This window comes from Mycobacteroides chelonae (genome assembly GCF_016767715.1).
GTDB lineage: Bacteria > Actinomycetota > Actinomycetes > Mycobacteriales > Mycobacteriaceae > Mycobacterium > Mycobacterium gwanakae.
Map to the genome: position 1 here is coordinate 1723893 of NZ_CP050145.1, position 24928 is coordinate 1748820.

The window sequence follows — 24928 nt, forward strand, 5'->3', positions numbered from 1 at the left end:
GCTTGTGAGATGTGGTCTTGCGTTGATGCTGGTGGTGACCTGCGGCGTGGCTGCCGGTTGCCTCAAACCACCCGACCAACCCACGCAGACGCCCGAGGCTCCGCCGTCCACCACGACCCCATCCACACCGGTTGTGTCCGTTACCCCGGCGCAAGCACCGCCGACCGCGAAGCCTGCCTTCGGTTTTGGTCCCACGCTGCAGCAGGAGAGCGGAAAGCAAGGCAAGGTCGACTACAACGTCAAACTGCCTCAGGTCACCGGCGATAAGGCCGGTGCCCGAGACCGATTCAACGACGGCATGCGCGTGGCGCTGAAAGACGTCGTGCGCAGCCTGGACGATCCGAAGGCGGCGAAGCCCGCGACGGTGGGTGACGGGCAGCTGCAGGCGGGGGAATCGAGTCGGGTCGTGTTCATCGGTCCGCATGTGTTGTCGGGAGTCGCCGTGTTCCTTTCGAACAGCGGCGGCCCGTACCCCAGCAACAGGGTCGCGACCATCACGATCAACACCGATACGGCGCAGCCGATCATGTTCGGCGATGTGTTCGCGGACCAGGGGGCGGCACGGGAGCAGTTACGGAAGTTGGTTCAGGAGCTTGGGCCGCCCGATCGGATCAAGGCGGCCGGGGATATGAAGTCTGAGCAGTTTTTGCATTGGCTTCCCGTACCTACCGGTCTGACTTTCTATGTCTCCGTTCCCCACGTCGCCGGAGATTATGTGCCGGTTACCGTGCCGTGGGCGAAGATTCGCGATCGGGTGGCTCCCGGGATGCAGACGATTCTTAGCCAGTAGGCGGACGCCGCGCGAAATCCGGTGCGTGTTCGGGCAGCGGCCCGATCGCCACCCCGTAGGCGGGAACTGCCTGTAGCCATGGATATTTGGTGGCAACGGACAACACCGATGCCACTCTGCTGCTGGGAGTGACGGTGGTGTTCGACCCCACTGCCGAGAACACTCGCCGGTGAACGGCGCGCTGCACCCGCTGGATCAGTGCGGTGGGGGCCCACCGGCGCAGCTGTACCTTGCGAAGATCGGCGGTGGTCAGAGATCCGGTGCGCAGCGGCTCGGCAAGGATGCGGGCAGTCGCCACCGCATCGGCGATCGCGAGGTTGATACCGACCCCGCCGACGGGAGACATGGCGTGGGCGGCATCGCCGATGAACAGTAGGCCTTCGCGATACCACTTGCGAAGTCTGTTGAGCTGTACATCAAGCAGTTTCACGTCATCCCAGGTGGTGATGGCATCGGTGCGGTCAGCCAGCCACGGCACCATTTCGGCGATTCGGTCGCGCAACACCTGCACGTCGCCGCTGCGCATCTGCGAGTCGGTGCCCTTTCCGATCAGATACCCGCACTGGAAATAGTCGCCACGATCGAGCATCACCATGAATCGGTTGGTACCCACCCGGGCGCGTGGTCCCTGAGGGTCGTCGGGATGCTTGGGAAGGCGGAACCACCAGACGTCGATGGGCACACCGAACTGCCGCGGCCGCATGCCCGCGGCGGCGCGCAGTACCGACCCGCGACCGTCGCAGGCCACTGTCAGGTCCGCCTTGAGCTGCCCGGTTTCTCCTGTAGCGGTGCGATATTCGACGCCGGTGATGCGGTCGCCGGCGCGCAGGAGCCCGGTCACCTCGGTGCTGCGGAGCAAGGTGAAGGTGGGCTCGGTGGCCGCGGCACTGGCCAGCATCTCCAGGAAGTCCCATTGGGGTGCCATCGCGATGTGTTTGTGCGGTCCCGGAAGTCGGTTGAGATCGCCCAGGCGATATGTCTGCTCCCCGAGGTCGACGGTGACTTGCTCGACCAAGTTGTGGGGCATGGCCGCGAATTTCGGGCCGAGCCCCAGTTCATCCAGCAGATTTAGTGTGCTGGCGTGCACCGTGTCTCCACGGAAGTCGCGCAGGAAATCGGGATGCTTCTCGAGCACCGTGACGTCGACTCCGCCGCGTGCGAGCAGCAGCGCCAGCATCATTCCGGCCGGTCCGCCGCCGGCGATAGCGCAGGTGGTGCTTTGCGAGGGTTCAGGTTTGGTCACGAGTTCTCCTCCACGCCACGATCAAAACTGCTGCCAACGCGAACACCGGTATCAACGAGACGATCCAACTCAGGGCCAGCGGTGGTCCCGGTTGGGGCAGCACCTCCAGATCAAGGATGCCCTGCCCGGGCCCCTGTGGTCCGGTGATATCGAAGATGAACTGGTGACGGCCTTCTTCCTGCAGTGCCCGGACATCCAGCCCCCAGACCTCCCGCTTGCGCGGATGGCGTGCCAGCCGTTCGGCATGCCCTTGCTTCCCGTCGGGCGACACAATGGTGAGCGTGCCCGATTTATCGGCGATCCCGCCGGCGGGGATGAACGTGAAGTCCAGTGATTGCATGGCGCGCAGCGGCCAGGTCGAGAACCCGACGGTCAGGGGATAGGGGCCGACGGTGACCTGTTCGGTGTGCACCACATTTACGGGTGCGTAGGCGTTGGCAGGGACGCTAAGGCCCAGGGACAGGCCGATGACTGTGATGAGTGACAACAGGATTCGAATGTGTCTCACGCGGCTACCCCCGCAGTCTCGGCATCGCTTCCGGGCACCCGCAACATCAGTGCGATGCGCTGCGCCAGAAATCCGGCGAGTGCGCCCAACACCAGTCCCGCCACGCCGACGGTGACGTAGTTGCTCGCGGTTTCGGTGCCCTGCCGATACAGCATTGCGCCCTGCAGCAGATAGCCCATGCCCGCCACCGAACCCAGGATCGCGCCGATGACGGTGGTCGGCCACCGCTGCCATTTCCGGTCCCCGGCCAGGTGCAGCATCCCTGCGGCGAGTACTGCGAAGATCGCGAGGAACATGGGCATCATTCCCGGGATTGTGGGTGGCCCGCCCCAGAGATCGTCGCGCAACGGCAACCCGACTGCCGCGGCGTATTCGTGTGCGGCCCAGGGAGAAAACCACCAGAAGATGGCTTGAATGGCACCCATGATCACCGCGACCCCGAGCGGCGCCAGCGTCGAGCGTACGACGCCCGCGATGAGCAGCAGCACGAGCGGAACGATGAACGCCGAGCCCAGCGAAATCGGGTTGAAATCGAACTTGAAGAGGAACAGCGCCGTGAACGGAATGGCAGTCATCGCCGCCACCAGTGAGGCTTGGGCCATCAAACCCACCACACCCCAACGGAATCGGCGTGCCGCCGCAAAGGTCACGATACTGCCGAGGTCGGTGACGGTTCCGGACACGAACAATGCGAAATGTGGGGGAGAGGCCAGGACGGCGTCGAACCCGTAGACCGTATGCCACCACAGATCCAACAGCCCGTACATGAGAAACGAGGCCGCGCCACAGCCGGAGAGCAGGAAGCCCAGGGGAGCGGTGAATCTGCCCCCGAACACCCGGATCGGTACGCCGCCCACCCAGCGGGGTACTTCCTCACCCGCGCGCTGTGCGGCCGTGACCATCAAAACCATGACGAGGCTGGTGATTCCGCCGATCGCGCTACCCGAGTACAGGAACAGATGTGGCAGCGTGAAGAACGTATCGGGACCCACATCGTCGTGCCATTCGACATCCCAGGTGGTCCCCACCGCGCCTACCACGCTGCCCAGCAGCACGCCGTAGGCACCCAATGGCGCGTACTTCTCGATGACGGCGTGGGTGATCCGCGGCGTCTGTTCGGCGTCGGTGCCTGCGGTGCTCGTCTCGGCGTTCATGTCAACCTCCACTCACCCATAGTGGCATCGTCGTGCGTTCATCGGGATCGCCGGAGGGTGGCGTGACGGTCACGATGATGTCCCAGGGTCCCGCCATCGACAGCATCACCTGGTCGAACTTCGTGCGGCCCGATATCACCTCGCGCAGCGGCGGCATGGCGTGGCCCATCAGTGGTATCGCCAATTCAACTGATACCGATTGAGATTCGGGGTAACCGTCATCCTCTCTTTTGGTGATGGCGACTTCCAGAGCGGTCATCCCGACGCGGGGGTTATCCACCGTCACGGCGACGACATAGTGCTCGGTACCCGAGTGCAGCGTGACGGTCTCGGGGGCGCTGGGCCAGGCAATCCACGCCAGCCCCAGCACGGCGGCAACGATCAGCGCGAGCCCTGCCCACACCTGACGGGTCATGAGATGTCCAGTCGTACCGGGATCGTCAGCACCCGGTAGTCGCGCTGTGCCTGAATCCAGGCGAGGTACCGACCCGGCTTGGGAAACGTAAAGGTGAACGGCACGTCCGGGCCGAAGGCGGCCACTGTCTCGTCGGGTGGACTGTCACCGTTGAGCGGTGGTGCCCCCACCATGGGTGGCATCGCATCATCTTGCGTGGGCACATGACCGGTGCTGTGGTCCATGCCGGGCATGTCGGTACCGCCATGCCCGCCCATGGAATGAGCGTGGGCCCATACCGCCGAATCCTGCACCGCTGTACCGAGTTCACCGGCGGGGACATCGCGCGGGATGGGGCCGGCGATCACCAGATGGCCGAGCATGCCCAGCCACGGTTGCAGAACGGGATCGGCCCCGATGGTCACCGAGAGCGTTGTCGGCCGTCCCGCACGCAGTCCGACGGCGCTCACGTGCACATGCTGCCCGTCGAGCATGCGCATACCGGGACCCTCGAATGGCGCCGGAGCCGTGGGTTTTCCGCCACGTGACGTCAGTCCACCCGGCAGGCGTACCGTCTGTACGCCACCCCCGCGCCGCACGAACTCTGCCGAGACCGCGTACCTGCCGGCCACCTCGGGTGACAACTGCACCGAATAGCGTCCCGGTGCAACCCTTATCGGATGTAGGTGAGATAGCCGCCCATCCGGGGCCACCACCAGCAGATGGATCAACGCGCTGTCGTGGATGACAAGGTCATCGGCGGCCAGTCCAGTCGCGGTGTCGATCAGGGAGAAATCGATGTCCGTCGTGCGTCCCGAATCCACGTCCGGCCGTTCGGCGATGAGCGTGGCCGAAGGCCGCGAATAGTCGGTGACCGCGGGGCGGTCAAGGCGGTAGGGGTTGGCGGCGTTGTCGACAGTGGGATCGCGTTGCGGGCCCGGCTCGGGCGGTGGCGGGGCGGACGTGGACAGCACCGCCGCAGTGATGGCGATCGCCAGGGCCGTCACGGTCGCGGTCACGGGCACCGCGATCCATATCCCGCGGCGCACCCGGGTCGCGACCACCAGCGAGACCACCAGTAGCAGTCCGGTGGCCGCCAGCCCCAGATAGGCCACCCGCTCGGGTGGCGACATCGCCTGACCGACCAGGACCAACGGGATCCGGGCGGTGTGGACACCGTCACTGATGGTGAGGTCGGTGGGCCCTGGGCGGTCCACGTCGAGAGTCGCGCCGTACGGGCCGGGTTTCTCACCGAGCACGACCAGCGCCGTTGCGGTGGGCACACCCGGCGCGGGCTGGTATTCATCGGTGCTGGCGCCCGTGGGCACGAGCTGCACGCGCAGTGGACCGGCCGCGGTGCCCCGGTGAGCGATCAGATCGACACGTAGCGGGCCGGGAATGCTGGTCACCCGGCGGGCCACCACGGTGAGCTCGCGGTCACCCAGGCTCTGTGCGACCTGCACGTCCGCGCCCGCGACGGCGGAGTCCGCCGCCGCGATGTGGGCCCCGCTGAACAGTGCGGAGAATGCGAGCACCAAGAACAGGCACTTCGCGCGCAAATGACTCATCGGTATCCAGTCTGCCCTGCGCCGAAAGGCCCGCGGCATGGTCCGCCTAAACTGGCCCGCGTGAACAGCGACAGCGTGATCGGCCTCCTGAGTTGGTGGGACGGCGTGGAGCTGTGGCTCAGCGGACGCGGGTTCATCCTTCAAACAATCATCGTGATGCCGGTTGTGCTGGTGCTGGCTTACGCGATGGCCGTGGCCGGTGACAAGGTCTTGTTTCTGCTGCTCAGCCTGTCGAATCGGCTCGGTCGGTGGTACCGGGCCGCGCGTCGCCACGCCGCGGAAAATCGGGTAGCCCCGGCCACCCAGGCGGACCTTTCATGAGCGGCATGCCGCAGTCGCGCGTCACGTTGGCGCTGGTTGCGCTGGCCGTTCTGGTCATAGTCGCCTGGCTGTTGAGCCGGTAGTTACTGACTGTTGACGCAATAGTGCTTCTACCTGCCGATTCAGCCGTAAAGACGGCATTAAGGGGCTCTGCTACGCTTCCGCTCATGCATTCCGCCGCCCGGGGTAACCGCGTGCGCCACATCCTGGCGCTCATCGCGGTCGGTACATGCGCGGTCGCTGACGTTCACTGTTGTCGCTAGACCCATCCCGTCCGCGGTTTGGTGTCGGTAGCGGCTAGTTTGAAGCCCACTGGCTGTTTCGCTGCCTTTCTGTCGTCACGGGATTCCATGAGATATCTGTCCCAGGTAATCGTCATCCCACGAAAGGTCCTCATGCTCAAGATCGCGAAGACGGTAGGTGCCCGCCGGTGGCACCACATCGGAGTTCTTGCCACAGCGGCAACAGTTCTCGCCGCCTGCGGTGGGGGATCCAGTGATGTCGCCGGGGGCGAGTCGCATTCCGATGCCGACACCACCTTGACTCTCGTCGCCTATGCGGTGCCGGAGCCAGGCTGGAAGAAGATCATTCCGGCATTCGCGAACACCGCCGAGGGCAAGGGTGTCGCGGTCACTACTTCTTACGGTGCGTCCGGCGATCAGTCCAGGGCCGTGGTCGACGGTAAGCCGGCCGACATCGTCAACTTCTCGGTGGAGCCCGATGTGAGCCGCTTGGTCAAGGCGGGCAAGGTTTCCGAGGATTGGAATGCCGACGCCACCAAGGGTGTGCCGTTCGGCTCGGTCGTTTCTCTGGTGGTGCGCAAGGGCAACCCGAAGAACATCAAGGACTGGGATGACCTGCTTCAGCCTGGTATCACGGTCATCACGCCCAGCCCGTTGAGCTCGGGCTCGGCCAAGTGGAACCTGCTGGCTCCCTATGCGGCCAAGAGCAATGGCGGCCGCGATGAGCAGGCGGGCATCGACTACGTCAGCAAGCTCGTCGGCGAGCACATCAAGCAGCGTCCCGGTTCCGGGCGCGAGGCCACCGACGTCTTCCTACAGGGCAGCGGTGACGTGTTGATCAGCTACGAGAACGAGGCCATCAACGTCGAACGTCAGGGCAAGGACGTCGAGCACGTCAACCCGCCGCAGACGTTCAAGATCGAGAACCCTGTCGCCGTGGTCAAGGGCAGCGCACACCAGGACAAGGTGAACGCCCTGAAGAACTTCCTGTACACCCCGGAGGCACAGAAGCTCTGGGCTGAGGCAGGTTTCCGCCCCGTCGATCCGGCCGTTACGGCAGAATTCGCCAAGGACTTCCCGACGCCTGAGAAGCTGTGGACCATCGCCGAGCTGGGTGGCTGGAAGACAGTTGACCCCGCGTTGTTCGACAAGGAAAACGGCAGCATCACAAAGATCTACAAGAAGGCCACCGGATGACAGCGACCGAACAATCGACGGAACCGGCCTCCGAGCCGAAATCGTCTGCCCGGCCCGACCGTAAGGTCGGTGCCGGGCAGATGGGGGGATTGTTGACTCGCCGCTACGGCAGCACCTCGCTGCGGGTCGGTGCGGCATCGATCTGGCTCAGCATCATCGTGCTGCTACCCCTGGCCGCAATTGTCTGGCAGTCGGCCGGTGGCGGATGGACCGCGTTCTGGAACGCGATCACCTCCAATGCCGCGGTGAGCTCGTTCAAGGTGACCCTGGGGGTCTCCTTCGGGGTGGCCGTCATCAACCTGTTCTTCGGGCTGTTGGTGGCCTGGGTGCTGACTCGTGACGACTTCCCGGGCAAGCGGCTGGTTGACGCCGTGATCGACCTGCCCTTCGCGTTGCCGACGATCGTGGCGAGTCTGGTGATGCTCGCGCTGTACGGCCCGGGCAGCCCGGTAGGCATCCACATCCAACACACCAAGTGGGGTATCGGGATTGCGCTGCTGTTCGTCACCCTGCCGTTCGTGGTGCGGTCCGTGCAGCCGGTCCTCTTGGAACTCGACCAGTCCGTCGAGGAGGCCGCCGCTTCTCTAGGAGCCGACAACTGGACGATCTTCCGCGCGGTGATCCTTCCGGCACTGCTCCCGTCGCTGTTATCGGGTGCGGGACTGGCGTTCTCGCGCGCTATCGGCGAATACGGTTCGGTGGTGCTGATTGGCGGTGCGGTGCCCGGCGAGACGGAGGTGTCCTCGCAGTGGATCAGGACGCTCATCGAGAACGACGACCGCACCGGTGCCGCGGCGATCTCGATTGTGCTGCTGATCATTTCGTTTGTCGTGTTGTTTGTCCTACGCACCATTGGTTCGCGTGCGGCCAAGCGAGAGGAGCTGGCGCAGTGACGCCGTCACCGCTCGTCAAATATGTGGCCCGCTATGCGGCGCTGCTGTATATCGGCATCCTGGTGATCGTTCCGGTGGGCCTCATTTTGTGGCGCACGTTCGAGCCCGGAGTCGGTGCGTTCTTCGAGTCGATCGCCACCCCCGCCGCGATATCGGCTTTGCAGCTGTCGCTGCTGGTGGTCGCGATTGTGGTGCCGCTCAACGTCATCTTCGGCATTCCCACGGCGCTGGTTCTGGCGCGGAACAAGTTCCGCGGTAAGGCCGTGCTGCAGGCGATCATCGACCTTCCGTTCGCCGTCTCACCCGTGGTGGTGGGTGTCGCGCTGATCCTGTTGTGGGGATCGGCGGGCGTCTTCGGGTTTGTCGAGAACGATTTCGGACTCAAGGTCATCTTTGGGTTCCCGGGCATCGTGCTCGCCAGCATCTTCGTCACGATTCCGTTCATCATTCGTGAGGTCGAGCCGGTGCTGCATGAGCTGGGCACCGAGCAGGAAGAGGCCGCTGCCACGCTGGGAGCCACTGCGTGGCAGACGTTCTGGCGTATCACGTTGCCGTCGATTCGCTGGGGGTTGACCTACGGCATCGTGCTCACCATCGCGCGCACGCTCGGTGAGTACGGCGCGGTGATCATGGTGTCGTCGAACCTGCCGGGGACGTCGCAGACCCTGACCCTGCTCGTGTCCGATCGTCATCAGCGCGGTGCCGAGTACGGCGCCTATGCCATCTCGGCGCTACTGATGGCTGTTGCGGTGATCGTCCTGGTAGTCCAGGTCGTCATCGATGCGCGACGAGCAAAAGCCAATAGCGAATAGCAAGGAGCCACAGAATGACTGACGCGATTACCGTTCGCGGCGCGAACAAGCATTACGGCGACTTCGCCGCGCTGGACAATATCGATTTCGAGGTGCCGTCGGGTTCGCTGACCGCACTGCTGGGGCCCAGTGGTTCGGGCAAGTCGACGTTGTTGCGGGCCATCGCCGGGCTGGACCAGCCCGATACCGGCACCATCACCATCAACGGGCGTGATGTCACTGGCGTGCCGCCACAGCGGCGCGGCATCGGTTTCGTGTTCCAGCATTACGCCGCCTTCAAGCACCTGACCGTGCGTGAAAACGTCGGGTTCGGACTAAAGATTCGCAAGAAGCCGAAGGCCGAGATCAAGGAAAAGGTCGACAACCTGCTGGAAGTGGTGGGGCTGGCAGGTTTTCACACCCGTTACCCCAACCAGCTCTCCGGTGGTCAACGTCAACGCATGGCGCTGGCCCGAGCGCTTGCCGTCGATCCGGAAGTGCTGCTCCTGGATGAGCCGTTCGGTGCGCTCGATGCCAAGGTGCGCGAGGACCTGCGGGCCTGGCTGCGCCGGCTACACGAGGAGGTGCACGTCACCACGGTGCTGGTGACCCATGACCAGGCCGAGGCCCTCGATGTCGCGGACCGGATCGCGGTGCTCAACAAGGGGCGCATTGAGCAGGTGGGTTCTCCTGACGACCTGTACGACCGTCCGGCGAACAGCTTCGTGATGTCCTTTCTGGGGCCGGTGGCCAAGCTGAACGGAATCCTGGTGCGCCCGCACGATATTCGTGTGGGGCGCAACGCCGACCTCTCCCGCGCCGCGGCGGAGGGTACCGGCGAGACCACCGGGGTGACGAAGGCGACGGTGGGACGCGTCGTGCACCTCGGTTTCGAGGTGCGGGTCGAGTTGACCAGTGCCGCGACCGGGGAACAGTTCACCGCGCAGATCACCCGCGGAGACGCTGAGGCACTCGGGTTGCACGAAGGCGACCAGGTGTATGTGCGCGTGACTCGCGTTCCCGATCTGGGCGATCTGGCCGAGGTCGCGTCCTAGGGCGTCCCCGCGTTTTCGAAAGCTGACACGAAAATGGCCCCCGGTTCTCCGGGGGCCATTTTGTCTATCGCGCTCTAGTGCTCGTCGTAGTGATCGCCGTGCGGGGCGTGGCGGTGCCCGTCGTGGATGTAATCCACGTGGTCCTCGTGAGCAACTGCCTCGTGGCCGCAGTCAGGGCCGTGAACGTGGTCGGGGTGGTCGTGGGTCTTGTGCTCGGTGCTGGTCACACATTCGACCCTACGGCAGACATGCGCATATAACAATGCGTTCGTCCGGGGTGTGGCGCGGACGTGCTGTGGGTTTTGTCAGTGCGCTACCGGGACCGGTGCCGCGGCCGCCGACGCGTACCGATGCACCACGACCTCGGCGACCAGCCGGTTCGAGCCCAGAGGTGCTGCCACGGGGATACCCGCGTCTGCGGCCTCGGTGCGCACCCGGTCCAGTAGCAGGCCGGAGGACAGGAACCACGGCGCCACAACGATTTCCGTGGCGCCCCGGGAACGCAGCGAGTCCGCGGCGCCGGCAAGGGTGGTCGATTCGCCGGTGGCGAAAACTGTCGTTGAGATCTCCCACTGCAGAGCGAGCGAGCGGGTGCGGTCGTTGGCTGTGGAGTCCGAGGATCCGACCGCGGACAGGATCACGCCGGGGTTATCGTTGCCGAGTTCGGCCACCCGGCGCCGGGCCAGGCGCAGCAGCCGGTGATCTGCCCCGAGCACGGGAGCCTGGGTGACTCGCAACCGCGAGGGCGCCGAGGACAGCACCGTCGGCAGGTCGATGCGGGCGTGGTAGGCGTCGGACAGCAACAGCGGCACCACCACCGCCTCGCCGCTCAGATCGCCTAGCACGTCAACCAGATTCGGCTCGGAGAGCTCCAGAAACGCCAGCCGAACATCAAGGTCGGGCCGGAGCAGCCGCACCTGCGCTACCAGTCGGCGCGCATTCTCCGCGAACCGTGGGTCGCGGCTTCCGTGCGCGACGGCAAGGAGCGTCGGATTAGGCACGATTCAGTTCGACGGCGCGTAGCGCGTCGCCGACCAGTCCCGCCGCCAGCGTGTTGCCGCTCGACGGATCGATCAGCAGGAAGCTCCCCGCGGTCCGGTCATCGACGTACTCGTCCACACTGATCGCTTCCGCGAGGCGAATGCTGATCTGTCCGATGTCGTTGAGCTTCAACGATTCCGGTGCGGGATCGGCCGATAGGTTCTGCTCGTCGAAGCGCTCCACCAGCTCGCCGACGATCGCGGGAACGGTGCGGGTGCCATGCTTGAGCAGCAGGCGCGCCCCGGCCGTCAGTGGCTTGTCGGCCAGCCAGCACACGGTGCCTTCGATCTCCGACACCGGCTCGGACACGTCGGGAGCTGCGATCAGATCGCCCCGTGAGGCATCCACATCGTCGGCCAGGATCAATGTCACGCTGCGGCCTGCCTCGGCGACCTCGAGCGGCCCATCGGCGGTGTCGATGCCCGCCACCGTGGTGCGCTGCCCGGCGGGGGATATGACCACCTCGTCGCCCACCCGCACCACACCGGCGGCGACCTGCCCGGCGTAACCGCGGTAGTCGGGGTACTCGGCGGTACGCGGACGGATCACATACTGGACCGGGAAACGCAGGCCTACGGTGCTCGACTCCTCATGTGCCGGAATCGATTCCAGATATTCGATGAGGGTGGGCCCGCTGTAGAAACCGGTCCGCTCGCTGCGGGTGGCGATGTTGTCACCATGCAGCGCCGAGACCGGGATCTCCACGACGTTCTCGGGCTTCCAGCCCAGCGAGCTGGTCAGCTCGTTGAACTCGGCGCTGATCGCTTCGAAGATGCGGGCGCTATCGGCCACCAGGTCGATCTTGTTGACCGCCAACACCAGTCGTGGCACCCCCAACAGTGCCAGCACCGCCGCGTGACGGCGGGTCTGCTCGATGACACCCTTGCGGGCGTCGACGAGAAGGATCACCAGCTGTGCGGTCGACGCCCCCGACACCGTGTTTCGGGTGTACTGCACGTGCCCGGGGGTGTCGGCGAGGATGAACGAACGCTTCGGGGTGGCGAAGTACCGATACGCCACGTCAATGGTGATGCCCTGCTCGCGCTCGGCGCGCAGGCCGTCGACAAGCAGCGAGAGGTCGGGGGCATCGAGCCCACGTGACTCGGAAGCCTTTGTGACGGCATCGAATTGGTCGATGAGTACCGACTTTGTGTCGTACAGCAGCCGGCCCACCAGGGTGGACTTACCGTCGTCGACACTGCCGGCGGTGGCAATGCGCAGAAGATCGCTCATGATCAGAAGTAGCCCTCTCGCTTGCGGTCTTCCATGGCCGCCTCGGACACTCGGTCATCGCCGCGGGTCGCGCCGCGTTCGGTGATCCGCGATGCGGCCACCTCGGCGAGCACGGCATGGACGTCGGCGGCATCCGAGAGCACCGCGCCGGTGGTCGAGCCGTCGCCCACGGTGCGGTATCGCACCGAAAGTGTTTGCAGTTCTTCGCCGTCGCGTGGTCCACCCCAGGGTCCGGGGGTCAGCAGCATGCCGTCGCGGTTGAATACCTCGCGCTCGTGGGCGTAGTAGAGGTCGGCCAGCTGTACGTTTTCGCGAGCGATGTAGCGCCACACGTCCAACTCGGTCCAGTTGCTGATCGGGAACACCCGGACGTGCTCGCCCGGGGCGTGCCGGCCGTTGTAGAGGCTCCACAGCTCGGGACGCTGCTTCTTGGGATCCCACTGGCCGAACGCGTTGCGCAGACTGAAGATGCGCTCCTTGGCGCGCGAGCGCTCCTCGTCGCGACGTCCTCCACCGAGCACCGCGTCGAACTTGTTGTCGGTGATGGCCTCGAGCAGCGGGATGGTCTGCAACGGATTGCGGATTCCGTCGGGCCGCTCGGTCAGGCGGCCGTCGGCCAGGTAGTCCTCTACTTTCGCGACGACCAGGCGCAAGTTGTGGCGTTCGACGATCTCGTCGCGGAAGTCCAGCACCTCGGGCAGGTTGTGTCCGGTGTCGACGTGCAGCAGCGCGAAGGGAAGCGGTGCGGGCCAGAAGGCCTTGAGCGCGGTGTGCAACAGCACCGTCGAATCCTTGCCGCCGGAGAACAGCAGCACCGGGCGCTCGAACTCGCCGGCCACCTCACGAATGATGTGAATCGACTCGGATTCGAGGTCGGTCAGTGTTTCCGTCTGATTCAACACAGACTCCATTTCGGTCTCCGTTGTCGTCATGAGGCGTGCAGCCCACATTCGGTCTTGGCCATGCCTTGCCAGCGGCCGCTGCGCGCGTCGGCGCCCAGTGCCGGTTTGGCCGTGCACGGGGCACAGCCGATCGACGGATAGCCCTCGTCCACAAGCGGATTCACCAGGGTGCCGTGCTCGTCGATGTACTTCTGCATGTCCTCGTCGGTCCATGCGGCGATCGCGTTGATCTTCACCAGCCCGAACGCCTCGTCGAAGCTGATCAGCGGTGCGTTCGCGCGCGTCGGGGCGTCGACGCGGCGCAACCCGGTCACCCACGCGGAGTATCCGGAGAGCGACTTGCGCAGCGGCACAACCTTACGGAGACGGCAGCATTCGCCGGGGTTGCTCGCGAACAGGTCCTTTCCCACTAGCTCGTTCTGCTGCGCCACCGTCTGCTCGGGAGCCACATTGACGATGTGGATGTCGTACACCGATTCCACGGCGTCGCGTGTGCCGATCGTCTCGGCGAAGTGGTATCCGGTGTCCAGGAACAAGACGTCGACGCCCGGACGCACTTGTACGGCAAGGTCGATGAGTACGGCGTCCTGCATGTTGGAGGCGACGACGTACTCGCCGCTGAAGTTCTCGTCGGTCCAGCGCAGCAGTTCCTCGGCAGAGGCATCCTGCAGTTCGGCAGCGCCGCGCTCGGCCAGCTCGCGCAGCTGGTCGAGGTTCTTCTGGCCCTCCAGCACGCTCATCGCAGATCCGCCTCCTCGGCCCGAACTGCCCACTGCGCGAAGCGCTCTCCGTCGGTGCGCTGCTTCACGAAGTTGCGGACCACCCGGTCGATGTAATCGCCGAGTTCGGTGCTGGTGACCTTGTGCTGACGCAGCTTGCGGCCGAATCCGCTATCCAGGCCAAGGCTTCCGCCCAAGTGCACTTGGAACCCCTCGACGCTGTTGCCCTCGCCGTCATCGACCATCTGGCCCTTGAAGCCGATGTCTGCGACCTGCGAACGCGCGCACGAGTTGGGGCAGCCGTTGATGTTGATGGTGACCGGAGTATCCAGTTGCGCGTTGAGATCGTCCAGCCGCTTGTCCAGCTCGGGCACCAGATCCTGTGCCCGCTTGCGGGTTTCGGTGAACGACAGCTTGCAGAACTCGATACCGGTGCAGGCCATCAGGTTCTTGCGCCAGTGCGACGGACGCGACGGCAACCCGAGCGCGTCCAGTGCTGCCGTGAGCTCCGCCAGGTTCTCATCGGGGACGTCGAGGATGATCAGCTTCTGGTACGGCGTGAACCTGACCCGGTTGGATCCCGCCTTCTCGGCGATGTCGGCGACCGCCGACAAGATGGTGCCGGACACTCGGCCCGCGATGGGGGAGACACCAACGGCGTTGAGCCCGTTCTTGAGTCGCTGCACACCGACGTGGTCGATGGGCCGCAGCGGCTGCACCGGGGCGGGCCCGTCGATGAGCGGGCGCTTCAGGTATTCGGTCTCGAGAACCTCGCGGAACTTCTCGACGCCCCAGTCCTTGACCAAGAACTTCAACCGGGCCTTGGCGCGCAGACGGCGGTAGCCGTAGTCACGGAAGATGCTGACGACGCCCTCCCACACGTCGGGAACCTCATCCAGTGGCACCCACACCCCGAGGCGCTGCGCCAGCATGGGGTTGGTCGACAGGCCGCCGCCCACCCACAAGTCCAGGCCCGGGCCGTGCTCGGGGTGCACCACGCCGATGAAGGCGACGTCGTTGATCTCGTGCACCACATCCTGCAGACCGGAAATGGCCGTCTTGAACTTGCGGGGAAGGTTCGCGTACTCCTTTTTCCCGATGTAGCGGCGCACGATCTCGTCGATGGCCGGCGTCGGATCGAGCACCTCGTCCAGGGACTCACCGGCGAGCGGCGAGCCCAGGATCACGCGGGGGCAGTCGCCGCAGGCCTGCGTGGTGTGCAGACCCACCTCGTCGAGACGGCGCCAGATCTCCGGCATGTCCTCGACCCGGATCCAGTGGTACTGCACGTTCTCGCGGTCCGAGAGGTCGGCGGTGTCCCGCGCGTACGTGGTGGACAGATCACCCAGGGTGCGAAGCGCCTGAGTCGTCAATGCGCCGCCGTCTGAACGCACCCGCAGCATGAAGTGATCGTCTTCGAGCATGTCGGTGTTCTCGTCACCGGTCCAGGAGCCGTCGAAACCCGGCTTGCGCTGGGTGTACAGACCCCACCAGCGGAAGCGGCCACGCAGGTCGGTCTTGTCGATGCTCTCGAAGCCCTTGTGGGCGTAGATGGTTTCGATGCGCTCCCGCACGTTCAGCGGGTGATCGTCCTTCTTGGCTTGCTCATTGGGGTTCAGCGGCTCGTGTTCTCCGAGGGCCCACTGGCCCTCGCTGCGCTGTTGCTTCGGGCGAGCGGGCCGGGTCTCGCTGGTGGTCATGGTGCTCCTCAGAAAGGCAGGCACAGTCGTGGGCGACACACCGGGGGCTGACCGGAGGCGCAAATCCTCACGACCGTTTGGGTGGCAGACGGGTAGGACTACGTCACTAAGGGAGACAACACGCGCTACAGACACGCTTCAGGTCGATGTGTCGCCGCGCGACAAGAGGGACCTGATGTGTGCTCACCCGGCCAATTGTGCCATGAGAAACTGGCACCCCACACGACCGGGTCGTAATTCCGCTCATTGTGAGCAAAACCTCTATTGGGCTTGGGGGATTCCCGCTATTGACCGCGCAGATTTTTTCTGCCGTCGACCCTGGCACACACTGGACCGGTGAGACCCGAAACGATTGCCGCCCTGCCGGCCCTGGTGCCGGCGCCGGGACGCCCGTTCGGGATCTATGTGCATGTTCCTTTCTGTGCCACACGCTGCGGATACTGCGATTTCAACACCTACACCGCCGACGAACTCGGCGACGGCACCTCGCCCGCGGGCTGGCTTGAGGCGCTGCGTGCCGAGCTCGGCCTGGCCGCACGGACCCTGGACGGAAAACCGCCGGTGGAAACCGTGTTCGTCGGGGGCGGGACGCCCTCGCTGTTGGGTGGTTCCGGGCTCGCAGAGGTGCTCGCCGCGATCGGAGCCCACTTCACGTTGGCACCGGGTGCCGAGGTCACTACCGAGGCCAACCCCGAATCGACCTCGCCGGCGTTCTTCGAGACGATTCGGGCCGCCGGATACACCCGGGTCTCGTTGGGCATGCAGTCCGCGGCCCCGCATGTGCTGGCGACGCTGGACCGGGTGCATGCGCCCGGAAGGGCGGTGGCGGCGGCGCGGGAAGCGCGTGCGGCCGGTCTTGAGCACGTCAATCTCGACCTCATCTATGGCACCCCGGGCGAAACCGACGATGACCTGCGCCGGTCCATCGATGCGGTGCTCGACGCCGGGGTGGACCACGTGTCGGCGTATGCGCTGGTCGTCGAGGAGGGCACCGCGCTGGCCCGGCGTGTGCGGCGCGGCGAGCTGCCTAATCCCGATGAGGACGCCCTGGCCGACCGGTATCAGCTGCTGGACACGGCGCTGTCGCAGGCCGGACTGAGCTGGTACGAGGTGTCCAACTGGGCACGCCCCGGGGGGCAGTGCCGTCATAACCTCGGGTACTGGGCCGGCGGCGACTGGTGGGGTGCCGGGCCGGGTGCGCACGGACACGTCAACGGGGTGCGGTGGTGGAACGTCAAGCACCCCAACACCTACGCCAAGCAGCTGGGTGAGGGGCAGCTTCCCGTCGGCGGGCACGAGGTCCTCGGCCCGGCCGAACGGCACACCGAGGATGTGCTGCTGGCGGTGCGGCTGAATACGGGAATCGCCTTGGCGGACTTGACTGTTGAGGAGCGTGGCCGGGTGCCTGCGGTAGTGTCCGGGGGACTGGCACGACTGGTGGATGACCGGCTGGTGCTCACCGATCAGGGGCGCCTGCTGGCCGATGGCGTGGTGCGCACCATCCTGGACTAGCGCCGGCTAAACAGACCGTAGCTGATCCATATCGAAAACCCTGGCGTGCAACACGACCCGATTACGCAGCGCGGCGCGCACGGCGCGATGCAGCCCGTCCTCCAGGTAGGTGACACCCTGCCATTTCACCGCGTGCGGAAACAGGTCTCCGTAGAATGTGGAGTCCTCACTGAGCAGCCGGTCCAAGGCGAGCACCGTGGTGGTGGTGACGAGTTCATCGAGTCGGATCTGCCGGGGCGGGATGCGTGACCAATCCCTGGTCGATAGCCCGTGTTCTGGATACGGCTTCCCCTCACGGACACCTTTGAAGATCACCGCAAACCACTCCGTAATGATCCCGCCATAACACCTGAGGTTAGCGTGGACGGCCGTGGTGGAGGGTTGGGGCAGCCTGGCCCCGTAAAATGAGAGGCAAATCGCTGCTCCGAGGGAGGTGACCATGGCCAGTGCCGATGACAGACGCTTCGAGGTGCTGCGCGCCATCGTCGCCGATTACGTCACCACCAAGGAGCCGATCGGCTCCAAGGCCCTGGTCGACAGGCACGGACTCGGGGTTTCCAGCGCCACCGTCCGCAACGACATGGCAGTACTGGAGGCAGAGGGCTACATCGCGCAGCCGCACACCAGTTCAGGACGCATTCCAACGGAAAAGGGCTACCGCGAATTCGTCAACCGGCTCGAGGACGTCAAACCGCTTTCGGGCGCCGAACGCAAGGCCATCCTGAACTTCCTGGAAGGCGGCGTCGACCTGGATGATGTGTTGCGCCGCGCGGTGCGGCTGCTGGCGCAGATGACTCGTCAGGTTGCCGTGGTGCAGTACCCGACGCTGTCCTCGTCGAGCGTGCGTCACCTGGAAGTGGTGCTGCTGACCCCGGCCCGGCTGTTGTTGGTGGTCATCACCGACACCGGAAGGGTTGATCAGCGGATTGTCGAGCTGGGCGACGTCATCAACGACGAGCAGCTCGGCCGCCTTCGGGTGCTGCTGGGCGCGGCCCTGGACGGCAAGAAGTTGTCGGCGGCCTCGGTGGCCGTTGCCGAGCTGGCCGAACAGTCCGACGATGACCTGCGCAATCCCCTCACGCGCGCGGCGACGGTGCTGGTGGAAACGCTCGTCGAGCATCACGAGGAACGCCTGCTGCTCGGCGGCACCGCCAACCTGACCCGCAACGCGGGCGATTTCGGCGGCCAGCTGCGCACCGTGTTGGAGGCGCTGGAGGAGCAGGTGGTGGTGTTGCGCTTGCTCGCCGCACAGCAGGAGGCCGGCCGGGTCACCGTGCACATCGGTCATGAAACCGCTGCTGAGCAGATGATCGGCACCTCCGTTGTCTCCACCCCGTATGGTGCGGGCGGAGCGGTGTTCGGCGGTATGGGTGTGCTGGGGCCCACACGGATGGACTACCCGGGAACCATCGCGAACGTCGCGGCGGTTGCCATGTATATCGGCGAAGTGCTAGCCAATCGCTAGCAGTATGTGAACTAGACAGGACGTAACAGGCACAGTGGCGCGTGATTACTACGGCATCCTCGGGGTGAGCAAGGGTGCCAGCGACAGCGAGCTCAAGCGGGCGTACCGCAAGCTCGCCCGCGAGCTGCACCCCGACATCAACCCCGACGAGCAGGCGCAGGCGCGCTTCAAGGAGGTCAGCATCGCCTACGAGGTGCTGACCGATCCGGAGAAGCGGCGCGTCGTCGACCTCGGAGGCGACCCGCTGGAGAACGGCGGCGGTGGCAACGGGTTCGGCGGTTTCGGTTCGGGCTTCGGTGGCCTGGGCGACGTCTTCGAGGCCTTCTTCGGCGGTTCGGCCGGCGGATCACGTGGTCCGCGCGGCCGGGTGCAGCCCGGGTCCGACTCTCTGCTGCGGATGCGCCTGGAACTGGTGGAATGCGCGACCGGCGTCAGCAAGCAGGTGACGGTCGACACCGCGATTCTGTGCGACGGATGTGCGGGCAAGGGCACCCACGGAAACTCGGCACCGAGCGCCTGCGAGACCTGTGGTGGACGTGGCGAGGTGCAGACAGTCCAGCGGTCCCTGCTTGGCCAGGTGTTGACCTCGCGCCCCTGCCCGACGTGCCAGGGGGCCGGAGAGGTCATCACCGATCCGTGCCACAAGTGCGGTGGCGACGGCCGGGTGCGCGCGCGTCGCGAGATCACGGTCAAGATCCCGGCCGGTGTCGGCGACGGTATGCGAGTGCGCCTTGCTGCGCAGGGTGAGGTCGGCCCCGGTGGCGGACCGGCCGGTGACCTGTATGTCGAGGTGCACGAGAAGCCACATGACGTGTTCATTCGTGACGGGGACGACCTGCACTTCACGGTCCGCGTCCCGATGGTGGAGGCGGCGCTGGGTACCAGCGTGTCCGTCGACGCCATCCTCGACGGCGACACCACCATCAAGGTCGAGCCAGGCTCGCAGCCCGGATCGGTGGTGACGCTGCGCGGTAAGGGCATGCCCCATTTGCGCACCGGTGTACGCGGCAACCTGCACGCCCACCTGGACGTGGTGGTGCCAACCCGGCTGGACTCCAAGGAGCGTGAGCTCTTGAAGGACTTCCGGACCCGTCACAAGGACGGCGCCGAGGTCGTGTGGGCAGAATCCGCATCCGGCGGGGTGTTCTCGCGGCTGCGCGAGGCGTTCACGGGCCGGTAATCGATGGCGGCAGCCACGATCTTCTACGTTGACCACGTCCCCGCCGCCGGTGAACGGATAATCCTCGACGGCGATGAGGGTCATCACGCGACGCGGGTGCTGCGCATGCGGGTCGGTGAGCCGGTCATGGTGTGCGATGGCGCGGGCGAGGTCGGTGACGGCGTGGTCGCCTCCGTTGAGCGCGCCACATTGTCGATCGAGGTGACCGGACGCTGGGGCGTGGTCGCCGCGGCGCCCAAAGTGACTGTGGTGCAAGCGCTTCCCAAATCCGATCGCTCCGAGCTCGCTGTCGACCTGGCGGTGGAGGCCGGTGCCGACGAGATCGTCCCGTGGCAGGCGCAGCGATGTGTGTCGCGCTGGGACGCAAAGGCGGCGAAGGGGCAGCAGCGTTGGGAGGCGGTGGCGCGGGCGGCGTCGCGCCAGTCCCGGCGGGCCTTCGTGCCGACGGTGTCCGAACTGCACTCCACCGCGCAGCTGGCTGAGCTGGTTCGGGCGCGGATCGCCGACGGCGCCATCGTGCTGGTGCTGCATGAATCGGCTGATTCCGGGCTGAGTGCTTTGGGTGAGCGGCTGTCCGCGTCGTCGTCGGTGGTCTTGATCGTGGGCCCCGAGGGGGGTGTCGCCGACGAGGAGCTGGGAGTTTTGACCGACGCGGGCGCGGCCGCCGTGCGTTTGGGTCCGACGGTGTTGCGCACGTCCAGTGCCGCTGCCGTCGCGCTGGGCGCGCTCGGGGTGCTCACGGATCGGTGGGCGGGCGGTCCGCTGACGCACAAAGGCGTGGAGGCTGACGGTTGCCAGCGGTAAACTCGAAGCAACTTCACAACCCAAGAAAGCAGGCGACCGTAACCACGTGACGAGCCGAGAACAAGGTGCCGCTGCGCCGGCTTCGGAAGTACGCAGCAGCGTCGAGATTCCGAATGACCTCATCATGGGCCTGCTGGGTTCAGCCGATGAAAACCTGCGAGAGCTTGAGGACGTCCTTCCCGTCGATGTCCACGCCCGCGGAAACACCATCACCTTCACGGGCGAGCCCGCCGATATCGCGCTTGCCGAGCGGGTGATCTCCGAGCTGATCGTGATCGCCCGGCGCGGTCAGCAGCTCACGCCGTCGACCGTGCGGCACACGGCGGGGATGCTGACCGGCGATGGGGACGAATCACCCGCCGAGGTGCTGAGCCTGGACATCCTGTCGCGGCGCGGCAAGACGATCCGGCCAAAGACGTTGAACCAGAAGCGTTATGTGGACGCGATCGACGCCAACACGATCGTCTTCGGCATCGGCCCGGCCGGTACCGGTAAGACGTACCTGGCAATGGCCAAGGCGGTCAACGCCTTACAGAGCAAGCAAGTCACTCGCATCATCCTGACGCGCCCGGCCGTGGAGGCGGGGGAGCGGCTGGGATTCCTGCCCGGCACGCTCAGCGAGAAGATCGACCCGTACTTGCGGCCCCTGTACGACGCGCTGCACGACATGATGGATCCCGAGCTGATTCCCAAGCTGATGGATGCCGGGGTCATCGAGGTCGCGCCGCTGGCCTACATGCGAGGCCGGACCATCAACGACGCGTTCATCATTCTCGACGAGGCGCAGAACACCACCGCCGAGCAGATGAAGATGTTCCTCACCCGGCTGGGCTTCGGCTCCAAGATCGTGGTGACCGGTGACATCACTCAGGTCGACCTGCCCGGCAACGCCCGTTCCGGGCTGCGCGCGGCCATGGACATCCTCGACAATATCGAGGGAATTCACTTCTCGGAGTTGACCAGTGCCGATGTGGTGCGCCACCGGCTGGTCTCGGAGATCGTGGATGCCTACGCGCGGTTTGAGGACTCGGACTTGACAGGCAACCGCGCGCAGCGACGCGCGTCGGGGAACCGGAGCCGGCACCGATGAGCATTGAGGTAGTCAACGAGTCGGGTATCGACGTCGCCGAGGGCGAGTTGGTCAGCGTCGCACGATTCGCCATTGCGGCAATGGATGTCCATCCGGCCGCCGAACTTTCGATGATGCTTGTCGACCTGGCGGCGATGGCCGACCTGCACATGCGGTGGATGGACCTGCCCGGCCCTACCGATGTGATGTCGTTCCCGATGGACGAACTGGAGCCTGGCGGACGTCCTGACGCGCCCGAGCCCGGGCCGTCGATGCTGGGCGATATCGTGCTGTGCCCGCAGTTCGCGGCCGAACAGGCTGAGGCTGCCGGACATTCGTTGGCGCACGAGCTGGCGCTGCTGACGGTGCACGGGGTGCTGCACCTGCTCGGCTACGACCACGCCGAGCCCGAGGAAGAGCGCGAGATGTTCGCGCTGCAGAACCAGCTGCTGCAGGATTGGTACGAGCAGCAGGCCCAGCTGTACCGAGATAGCCGTCTGCTCGACAAGTCGCGCAACTTCGACGAGTGATGTCTGGCATAGGGCTGCTGCTGGCGGCGATCGCGCTCGTCGGCCTGGGCGGCGCGTTCGCGGCTATCGATGCGGCCATCAACACGGTGTCCTCGGCGCGTGTCGACGAGCTGGTCCGCGAGGAGCGGCCCGGTGCGGTGCGGCTTTCGGTGGTGATCCGGGAGCGTCCGCGTTACGTGAACCTGGTGGTGCTGTTGCGCACCACCTGCGAGATCTTGTCGACGGTGTTCCTGGTCGGCTATCTCACCGCGCGGATGAGCCTTGGTGCGGCGCTGATGATTTCCGCGATTGTCATGGTGGTGACGAGTTTCGTGGCCATCGGGGTGGGCCCGCGCACGTTGGGACGTCAGCACGCGTACTCGATCGCGCTGGGCGCCGCCGTTCCCCTGCAGGTGATTTCGGTGCTGCTGGGCCCGATTTCGCGGCTGCTGATTCTGCTCGGCAACGCGGTGACGCCCGGACGCGGTTTCCGTAACGGACCGTTCTCCTCCGAGATCGAGCTGCGCGAGGTGGTCGACATGGCGCAGCAGCGCGGTGTGGTGGCCGATAACGAACGCCGGATGATCCAGTCGGTGTTCGAGCTGGGCGATACGCCGGCCCGCGAGGTGATGGTGCCGCGCACCGAGATGGTGTGGATCGAATCCGACAAGACGGCTGGTCAAGCGACCTCTCTGGCGGTGCGCAGTGGGCACTCCCGCATTCCGGTGGTCGGGGAGAACGTGGACGACGTCGTCGGCGTGGTCTTCCTCAAAGACCTTGTCCAGCAGACGTACTACTCGGTGAATGGTGGGCGCGACGTCACCGTGGCGCAGGTGATGAGGCCCGCGGTCTTCATCCCCGACTCCAAGCCGCTGGATGCGCTGCTGCGTGAGATGCAGCAGCACCGCAAGCATATGGCGCTGCTGGTCGACGAGTACGGGGCGATCGCCGGGCTGGTGACCATCGAGGACGTGCTGGAGGAGATCGTCGGGGAGATCGCCGACGAGTATGACCATGACGAGGTCGCCCCGGTGGAAGATCTGGACGACAAAGTGTTTCGTGTCTCCGCCAGGCTGCCGATCGAGGACCTGGGGGAGCTGTACGACATCGAGTTCGACGAGGACCTGGACGTCGAGACCGTCGGCGGACTGCTGGCGCTCGAGCTGGGGCGCGTTCCATTGCCCGGGGCAACGGCTGCCTCGCACGGACTTTTGTTACAGGCCGAGGGCGGTCCGGACACGCGCGGCCGGGTGCGCATCGGCACGATCCTGGTGCAACCCGACCCCGACAGCGGCACGGCGGCAGACGACGAGAAAACGGAGGAAAAAGATGACTGAGTTGGATGCGGAAGACAACAAGCTCGTCGTGCTGGCCCGTGGAGCGATGGGGCGTGCCGAAGCGAAGGCGGGGGCCGCGGTGCGCGACGGCGACGGCCGCACCTACGCCGGTGCGCCGGTGTCGCTTTCGGCGCTGTCGTTGACGGCGTTGCAGGCGGCGGTGGCGGCGGCGGTGTCCAGTGGAGCCTCGGTCATCGAGGCGGCCGTGCTGGTCGGCGGTTCACACGAGGATCCGGGCCTCGCGGCGGTGCGCGAGCTTTCGCCGTCGGCGACGGTCATCGTCACCGACCGCACCGGCGTGCCTGCGGGGCAGCTGTGACCTCGCCCGAATTCCGTTCTGGTTTCGTCTGTTTTGTCGGGCGGCCCAATACCGGTAAGTCGACGTTGACCAATGCGCTGGTCGGCCAGAAGGTCGCCATTACGTCGAACCGGCCGCAGACCACCCGGCACACGATCCGCGGCATCGTGCACCGCGAGAATTTCCAGATCGTGCTCGTCGACACTCCCGGGCTGCATCGACCGCGCACGTTGCTCGGGCAGCGGCTCAACGACCTTGTGCGCGATACATATTCCGAGGTCGACGTGATCGGCCTGTGCATCCCGGCCGATGAGGGCATCGGGCCGGGTGACAAGTGGATCTACGAGCAGATCAAGCTCGTCGCACCGCGTACCACGCTGATCGCGATCGTCACCAAGATCGACAAGGTGAGCAAGGAGCGGGTGGCCGAGCAGCTGCTGTCGGTGTCGCAGCTCGTCGGGCCGGATGTCGATATCGTGCCGGTGTCCGCTGTCTCCGGTGCCCAAGTCGAGGTGCTGACAGAGGTTTTGGCGTCCAAGCTGCAGCCGGGGCCCGCGTTCTATCCCGACGGCGAACTGACCGATGAGCCCGAAGAGGTGCTCATGGCCGAGCTGATCCGCGAGGCGGCGCTCGAAGGCGTCCGCGATGAGCTGCCGCACTCGCTGGCAGTGGTGATCGACGAGGTGAACGAACGCGAGGGTCGGCCCGAGGGCTCGGAGCTGATCGATGTGCACGCGATTCTCTATGTCGAGCGGGACAGTCAAAAGGGCATCGTCATCGGTAAGGGCGGCGCGCGGCTACGCGAGGTCGGGACCAACGCGCGCAAGCAGATCGAAAAGCTGCTCGGCACCAAGGTTTTCCTGGATCTGCGGGTCAAGGTCGCCAAGAACTGGCAGCGCGACCCCAAGCAGCTCGGCAAGCTCGGCTTCTAGCGGCGGCCCTTTTCGCGCCGAGACCCTTTTCGCGCCGAGACCGAGGTTGTGGCGGTTTCGTCTCGCACAAA

The 24928-nt window shown here is 65.6% G+C and carries 29 protein-coding genes; 16 read left to right on the forward strand and 13 right to left on the reverse strand.

The window, feature by feature from the left end; genetic code table 11:
* Nucleotides 1-4 precede the first annotated feature (4 nt).
* Entirely contained in the window at nt 5-790 is a 786-nt protein-coding gene (locus tag HBA99_RS08525) for a hypothetical protein (protein WP_070951262.1), read from the forward strand.
* On the opposite strand, the gene HBA99_RS08530 is transcribed toward HBA99_RS08525, so the two are convergent.
* The 5 genes from HBA99_RS08530 to HBA99_RS08550 are packed head-to-tail and all read right to left on the reverse strand — an operon-like array spanning nt 780 to nt 5657.
* Complete coding sequence (locus HBA99_RS08530) at nt 780-2033, reverse strand: FAD-dependent oxidoreductase (protein ID WP_070949203.1); 1254 nt, start codon at nt 2031-2033, stop codon at nt 780-782. The two genes, HBA99_RS08525 and HBA99_RS08530, sit on opposite strands and share 11 nt — an antisense overlap.
* A complete protein-coding gene (locus HBA99_RS08535; RefSeq protein ID WP_070921661.1) occupies nt 2020-2541 on the reverse strand; it encodes a hypothetical protein in 522 nt (173 codons plus the stop codon). Before HBA99_RS08535 ends, HBA99_RS08530 begins: the two co-directional genes overlap by 14 nt.
* Nucleotides 2538-3695 carry a hypothetical protein gene (locus HBA99_RS08540; RefSeq protein ID WP_070951261.1) on the reverse strand — a complete coding sequence of 386 codons (1158 nt, stop codon included), beginning with the start codon at nt 3693-3695 and terminating at the stop codon, nt 2538-2540. Before HBA99_RS08540 ends, HBA99_RS08535 begins: the two co-directional genes overlap by 4 nt.
* A gap of 1 nt (nt 3696) precedes the next feature.
* Nucleotides 3697-4110, reverse strand: a complete 414-nt coding sequence (locus tag HBA99_RS08545; protein WP_070951260.1) for a hypothetical protein — start codon at nt 4108-4110, stop codon at nt 3697-3699.
* Nucleotides 4107-5657 (reverse strand): hypothetical protein, encoded by a 1551-nt coding sequence (locus tag HBA99_RS08550; RefSeq protein ID WP_070930490.1) that lies wholly within the window; start codon nt 5655-5657, stop codon nt 4107-4109. Before HBA99_RS08550 ends, HBA99_RS08545 begins: the two co-directional genes overlap by 4 nt.
* A gap of 60 nt (nt 5658-5717) precedes the next feature.
* Between HBA99_RS08550 and HBA99_RS08555 the strand changes: the two genes are divergently transcribed.
* The 6 genes from HBA99_RS08555 (at nt 5718) to HBA99_RS08575 (ending at nt 10156) form a co-directional block, all read left to right on the forward strand.
* On the forward strand, nt 5718-5978 hold the full coding sequence (locus tag HBA99_RS08555) for a hypothetical protein (protein ID WP_057968547.1): 261 nt from the start codon (nt 5718-5720) through the stop codon (nt 5976-5978).
* Between the two features lie 167 nt (nt 5979-6145).
* Complete coding sequence (locus HBA99_RS25085) at nt 6146-6241, forward strand: Ms4533A family Cys-rich leader peptide (protein ID WP_367398660.1); 96 nt, start codon at nt 6146-6148, stop codon at nt 6239-6241.
* Between the two features lie 132 nt (nt 6242-6373).
* Entirely contained in the window at nt 6374-7417 is a 1044-nt protein-coding gene (locus HBA99_RS08560) for a sulfate ABC transporter substrate-binding protein (RefSeq protein WP_057968548.1), read from the forward strand.
* Between the two features lie 80 nt (nt 7418-7497).
* Nucleotides 7498-8310 (forward strand): sulfate ABC transporter permease subunit CysT, encoded by an 813-nt coding sequence (cysT, locus tag HBA99_RS08565; protein WP_070930528.1) that lies wholly within the window; start codon nt 7498-7500, stop codon nt 8308-8310.
* Nucleotides 8307-9122 (forward strand): sulfate ABC transporter permease subunit CysW, encoded by an 816-nt coding sequence (gene cysW / locus HBA99_RS08570; RefSeq protein ID WP_030095174.1) that lies wholly within the window; start codon nt 8307-8309, stop codon nt 9120-9122. The genes cysT and cysW overlap by 4 nt, the downstream gene beginning before the upstream one ends.
* A gap of 14 nt (nt 9123-9136) precedes the next feature.
* Nucleotides 9137-10156 carry a sulfate/molybdate ABC transporter ATP-binding protein gene (locus HBA99_RS08575; protein ID WP_070951259.1) on the forward strand — a complete coding sequence of 340 codons (1020 nt, stop codon included), beginning with the start codon at nt 9137-9139 and terminating at the stop codon, nt 10154-10156.
* 74 nt (nt 10157-10230) lie between these two features.
* Here the strand turns inward: HBA99_RS08575 and HBA99_RS08580 are convergent, their stop codons facing one another.
* The 7 genes from HBA99_RS08580 to HBA99_RS25090 all read right to left on the reverse strand — a co-directional run bounded on the left by HBA99_RS08580 (nt 10231) and on the right by HBA99_RS25090 (nt 15998).
* Nucleotides 10231-10383, reverse strand: coding sequence for a hypothetical protein (locus tag HBA99_RS08580; protein ID WP_057968846.1), 153 nt, complete (start codon nt 10381-10383; stop codon nt 10231-10233).
* Between the two features lie 78 nt (nt 10384-10461).
* Nucleotides 10462-11157, reverse strand: a complete 696-nt coding sequence (locus HBA99_RS08585) for a sirohydrochlorin chelatase (protein ID WP_070951257.1) — start codon at nt 11155-11157, stop codon at nt 10462-10464.
* Nucleotides 11150-12430 (reverse strand): sulfate adenylyltransferase subunit 1, encoded by a 1281-nt coding sequence (locus HBA99_RS08590; protein WP_070951256.1) that lies wholly within the window; start codon nt 12428-12430, stop codon nt 11150-11152. Before HBA99_RS08590 ends, HBA99_RS08585 begins: the two co-directional genes overlap by 8 nt.
* Nucleotides 12431-12432: 2 nt before the next feature.
* Nucleotides 12433-13362, reverse strand: a complete 930-nt coding sequence (gene cysD / locus HBA99_RS08595) for a sulfate adenylyltransferase subunit CysD (RefSeq protein ID WP_030095185.1) — start codon at nt 13360-13362, stop codon at nt 12433-12435.
* Complete coding sequence (locus tag HBA99_RS08600) at nt 13359-14072, reverse strand: phosphoadenylyl-sulfate reductase (protein WP_070951255.1); 714 nt, start codon at nt 14070-14072, stop codon at nt 13359-13361. Before HBA99_RS08600 ends, cysD begins: the two co-directional genes overlap by 4 nt.
* The gene (locus HBA99_RS08605; protein ID WP_070951254.1) at nt 14069-15751 is read right to left on the reverse strand and encodes a nitrite/sulfite reductase; all 1683 of its coding nucleotides are present in this window, start codon (nt 15749-15751) and stop codon (nt 14069-14071) included. The genes HBA99_RS08600 and HBA99_RS08605 overlap by 4 nt, the downstream gene beginning before the upstream one ends.
* 106 nt (nt 15752-15857) lie before the next feature.
* The gene (locus HBA99_RS25090; RefSeq protein ID WP_418039178.1) at nt 15858-15998 is read right to left on the reverse strand and encodes an Ms4527A family Cys-rich leader peptide; all 141 of its coding nucleotides are present in this window, start codon (nt 15996-15998) and stop codon (nt 15858-15860) included.
* An 89-nt stretch (nt 15999-16087) separates the two neighbouring features.
* Between HBA99_RS25090 and hemW the strand changes: the two genes are divergently transcribed.
* Nucleotides 16088-17263 (forward strand): radical SAM family heme chaperone HemW, encoded by a 1176-nt coding sequence (gene hemW, locus HBA99_RS08610; RefSeq protein ID WP_070951253.1) that lies wholly within the window; start codon nt 16088-16090, stop codon nt 17261-17263.
* A 6-nt stretch (nt 17264-17269) separates the two neighbouring features.
* Here hemW and HBA99_RS08615 read toward each other — a convergent pair whose 3' ends face one another.
* Nucleotides 17270-17578, reverse strand: coding sequence for a type II toxin-antitoxin system VapB family antitoxin (locus HBA99_RS08615; RefSeq protein WP_030095189.1), 309 nt, complete (start codon nt 17576-17578; stop codon nt 17270-17272).
* Nucleotides 17579-17702: 124 nt separating this feature from the next.
* On the opposite strand from HBA99_RS08615, the gene hrcA reads away from it, so the two are divergent.
* The 8 genes from hrcA to era are packed head-to-tail and all read left to right on the forward strand — an operon-like array spanning nt 17703 to nt 24857.
* On the forward strand, nt 17703-18728 hold the full coding sequence (gene hrcA, locus HBA99_RS08620; protein ID WP_030095190.1) for a heat-inducible transcriptional repressor HrcA: 1026 nt from the start codon (nt 17703-17705) through the stop codon (nt 18726-18728).
* Nucleotides 18729-18762: 34 nt separating this feature from the next.
* Nucleotides 18763-19908 (forward strand): molecular chaperone DnaJ, encoded by a 1146-nt coding sequence (gene dnaJ / locus HBA99_RS08625; RefSeq protein WP_070951252.1) that lies wholly within the window; start codon nt 18763-18765, stop codon nt 19906-19908.
* Between the two features lie 3 nt (nt 19909-19911).
* On the forward strand, nt 19912-20712 hold the full coding sequence (locus HBA99_RS08630) for a 16S rRNA (uracil(1498)-N(3))-methyltransferase (protein ID WP_070951251.1): 801 nt from the start codon (nt 19912-19914) through the stop codon (nt 20710-20712).
* A 46-nt stretch (nt 20713-20758) separates the two neighbouring features.
* Nucleotides 20759-21802 (forward strand): PhoH family protein, encoded by a 1044-nt coding sequence (locus HBA99_RS08635; RefSeq protein WP_070951250.1) that lies wholly within the window; start codon nt 20759-20761, stop codon nt 21800-21802.
* A complete protein-coding gene (gene ybeY, locus HBA99_RS08640) occupies nt 21799-22311 on the forward strand; it encodes an rRNA maturation RNase YbeY (protein WP_005060346.1) in 513 nt (170 codons plus the stop codon). Before HBA99_RS08635 ends, ybeY begins: the two co-directional genes overlap by 4 nt.
* Complete coding sequence (locus HBA99_RS08645) at nt 22311-23627, forward strand: hemolysin family protein (RefSeq protein WP_070951249.1); 1317 nt, start codon at nt 22311-22313, stop codon at nt 23625-23627. Before ybeY ends, HBA99_RS08645 begins: the two co-directional genes overlap by 1 nt.
* Nucleotides 23620-23946 (forward strand): cytidine deaminase, encoded by a 327-nt coding sequence (locus tag HBA99_RS08650; RefSeq protein WP_070951248.1) that lies wholly within the window; start codon nt 23620-23622, stop codon nt 23944-23946. Before HBA99_RS08645 ends, HBA99_RS08650 begins: the two co-directional genes overlap by 8 nt.
* Nucleotides 23943-24857 carry a GTPase Era gene (era, locus tag HBA99_RS08655; RefSeq protein ID WP_046253234.1) on the forward strand — a complete coding sequence of 305 codons (915 nt, stop codon included), beginning with the start codon at nt 23943-23945 and terminating at the stop codon, nt 24855-24857. Before HBA99_RS08650 ends, era begins: the two co-directional genes overlap by 4 nt.
* Nucleotides 24858-24928 lie beyond the last annotated feature (71 nt).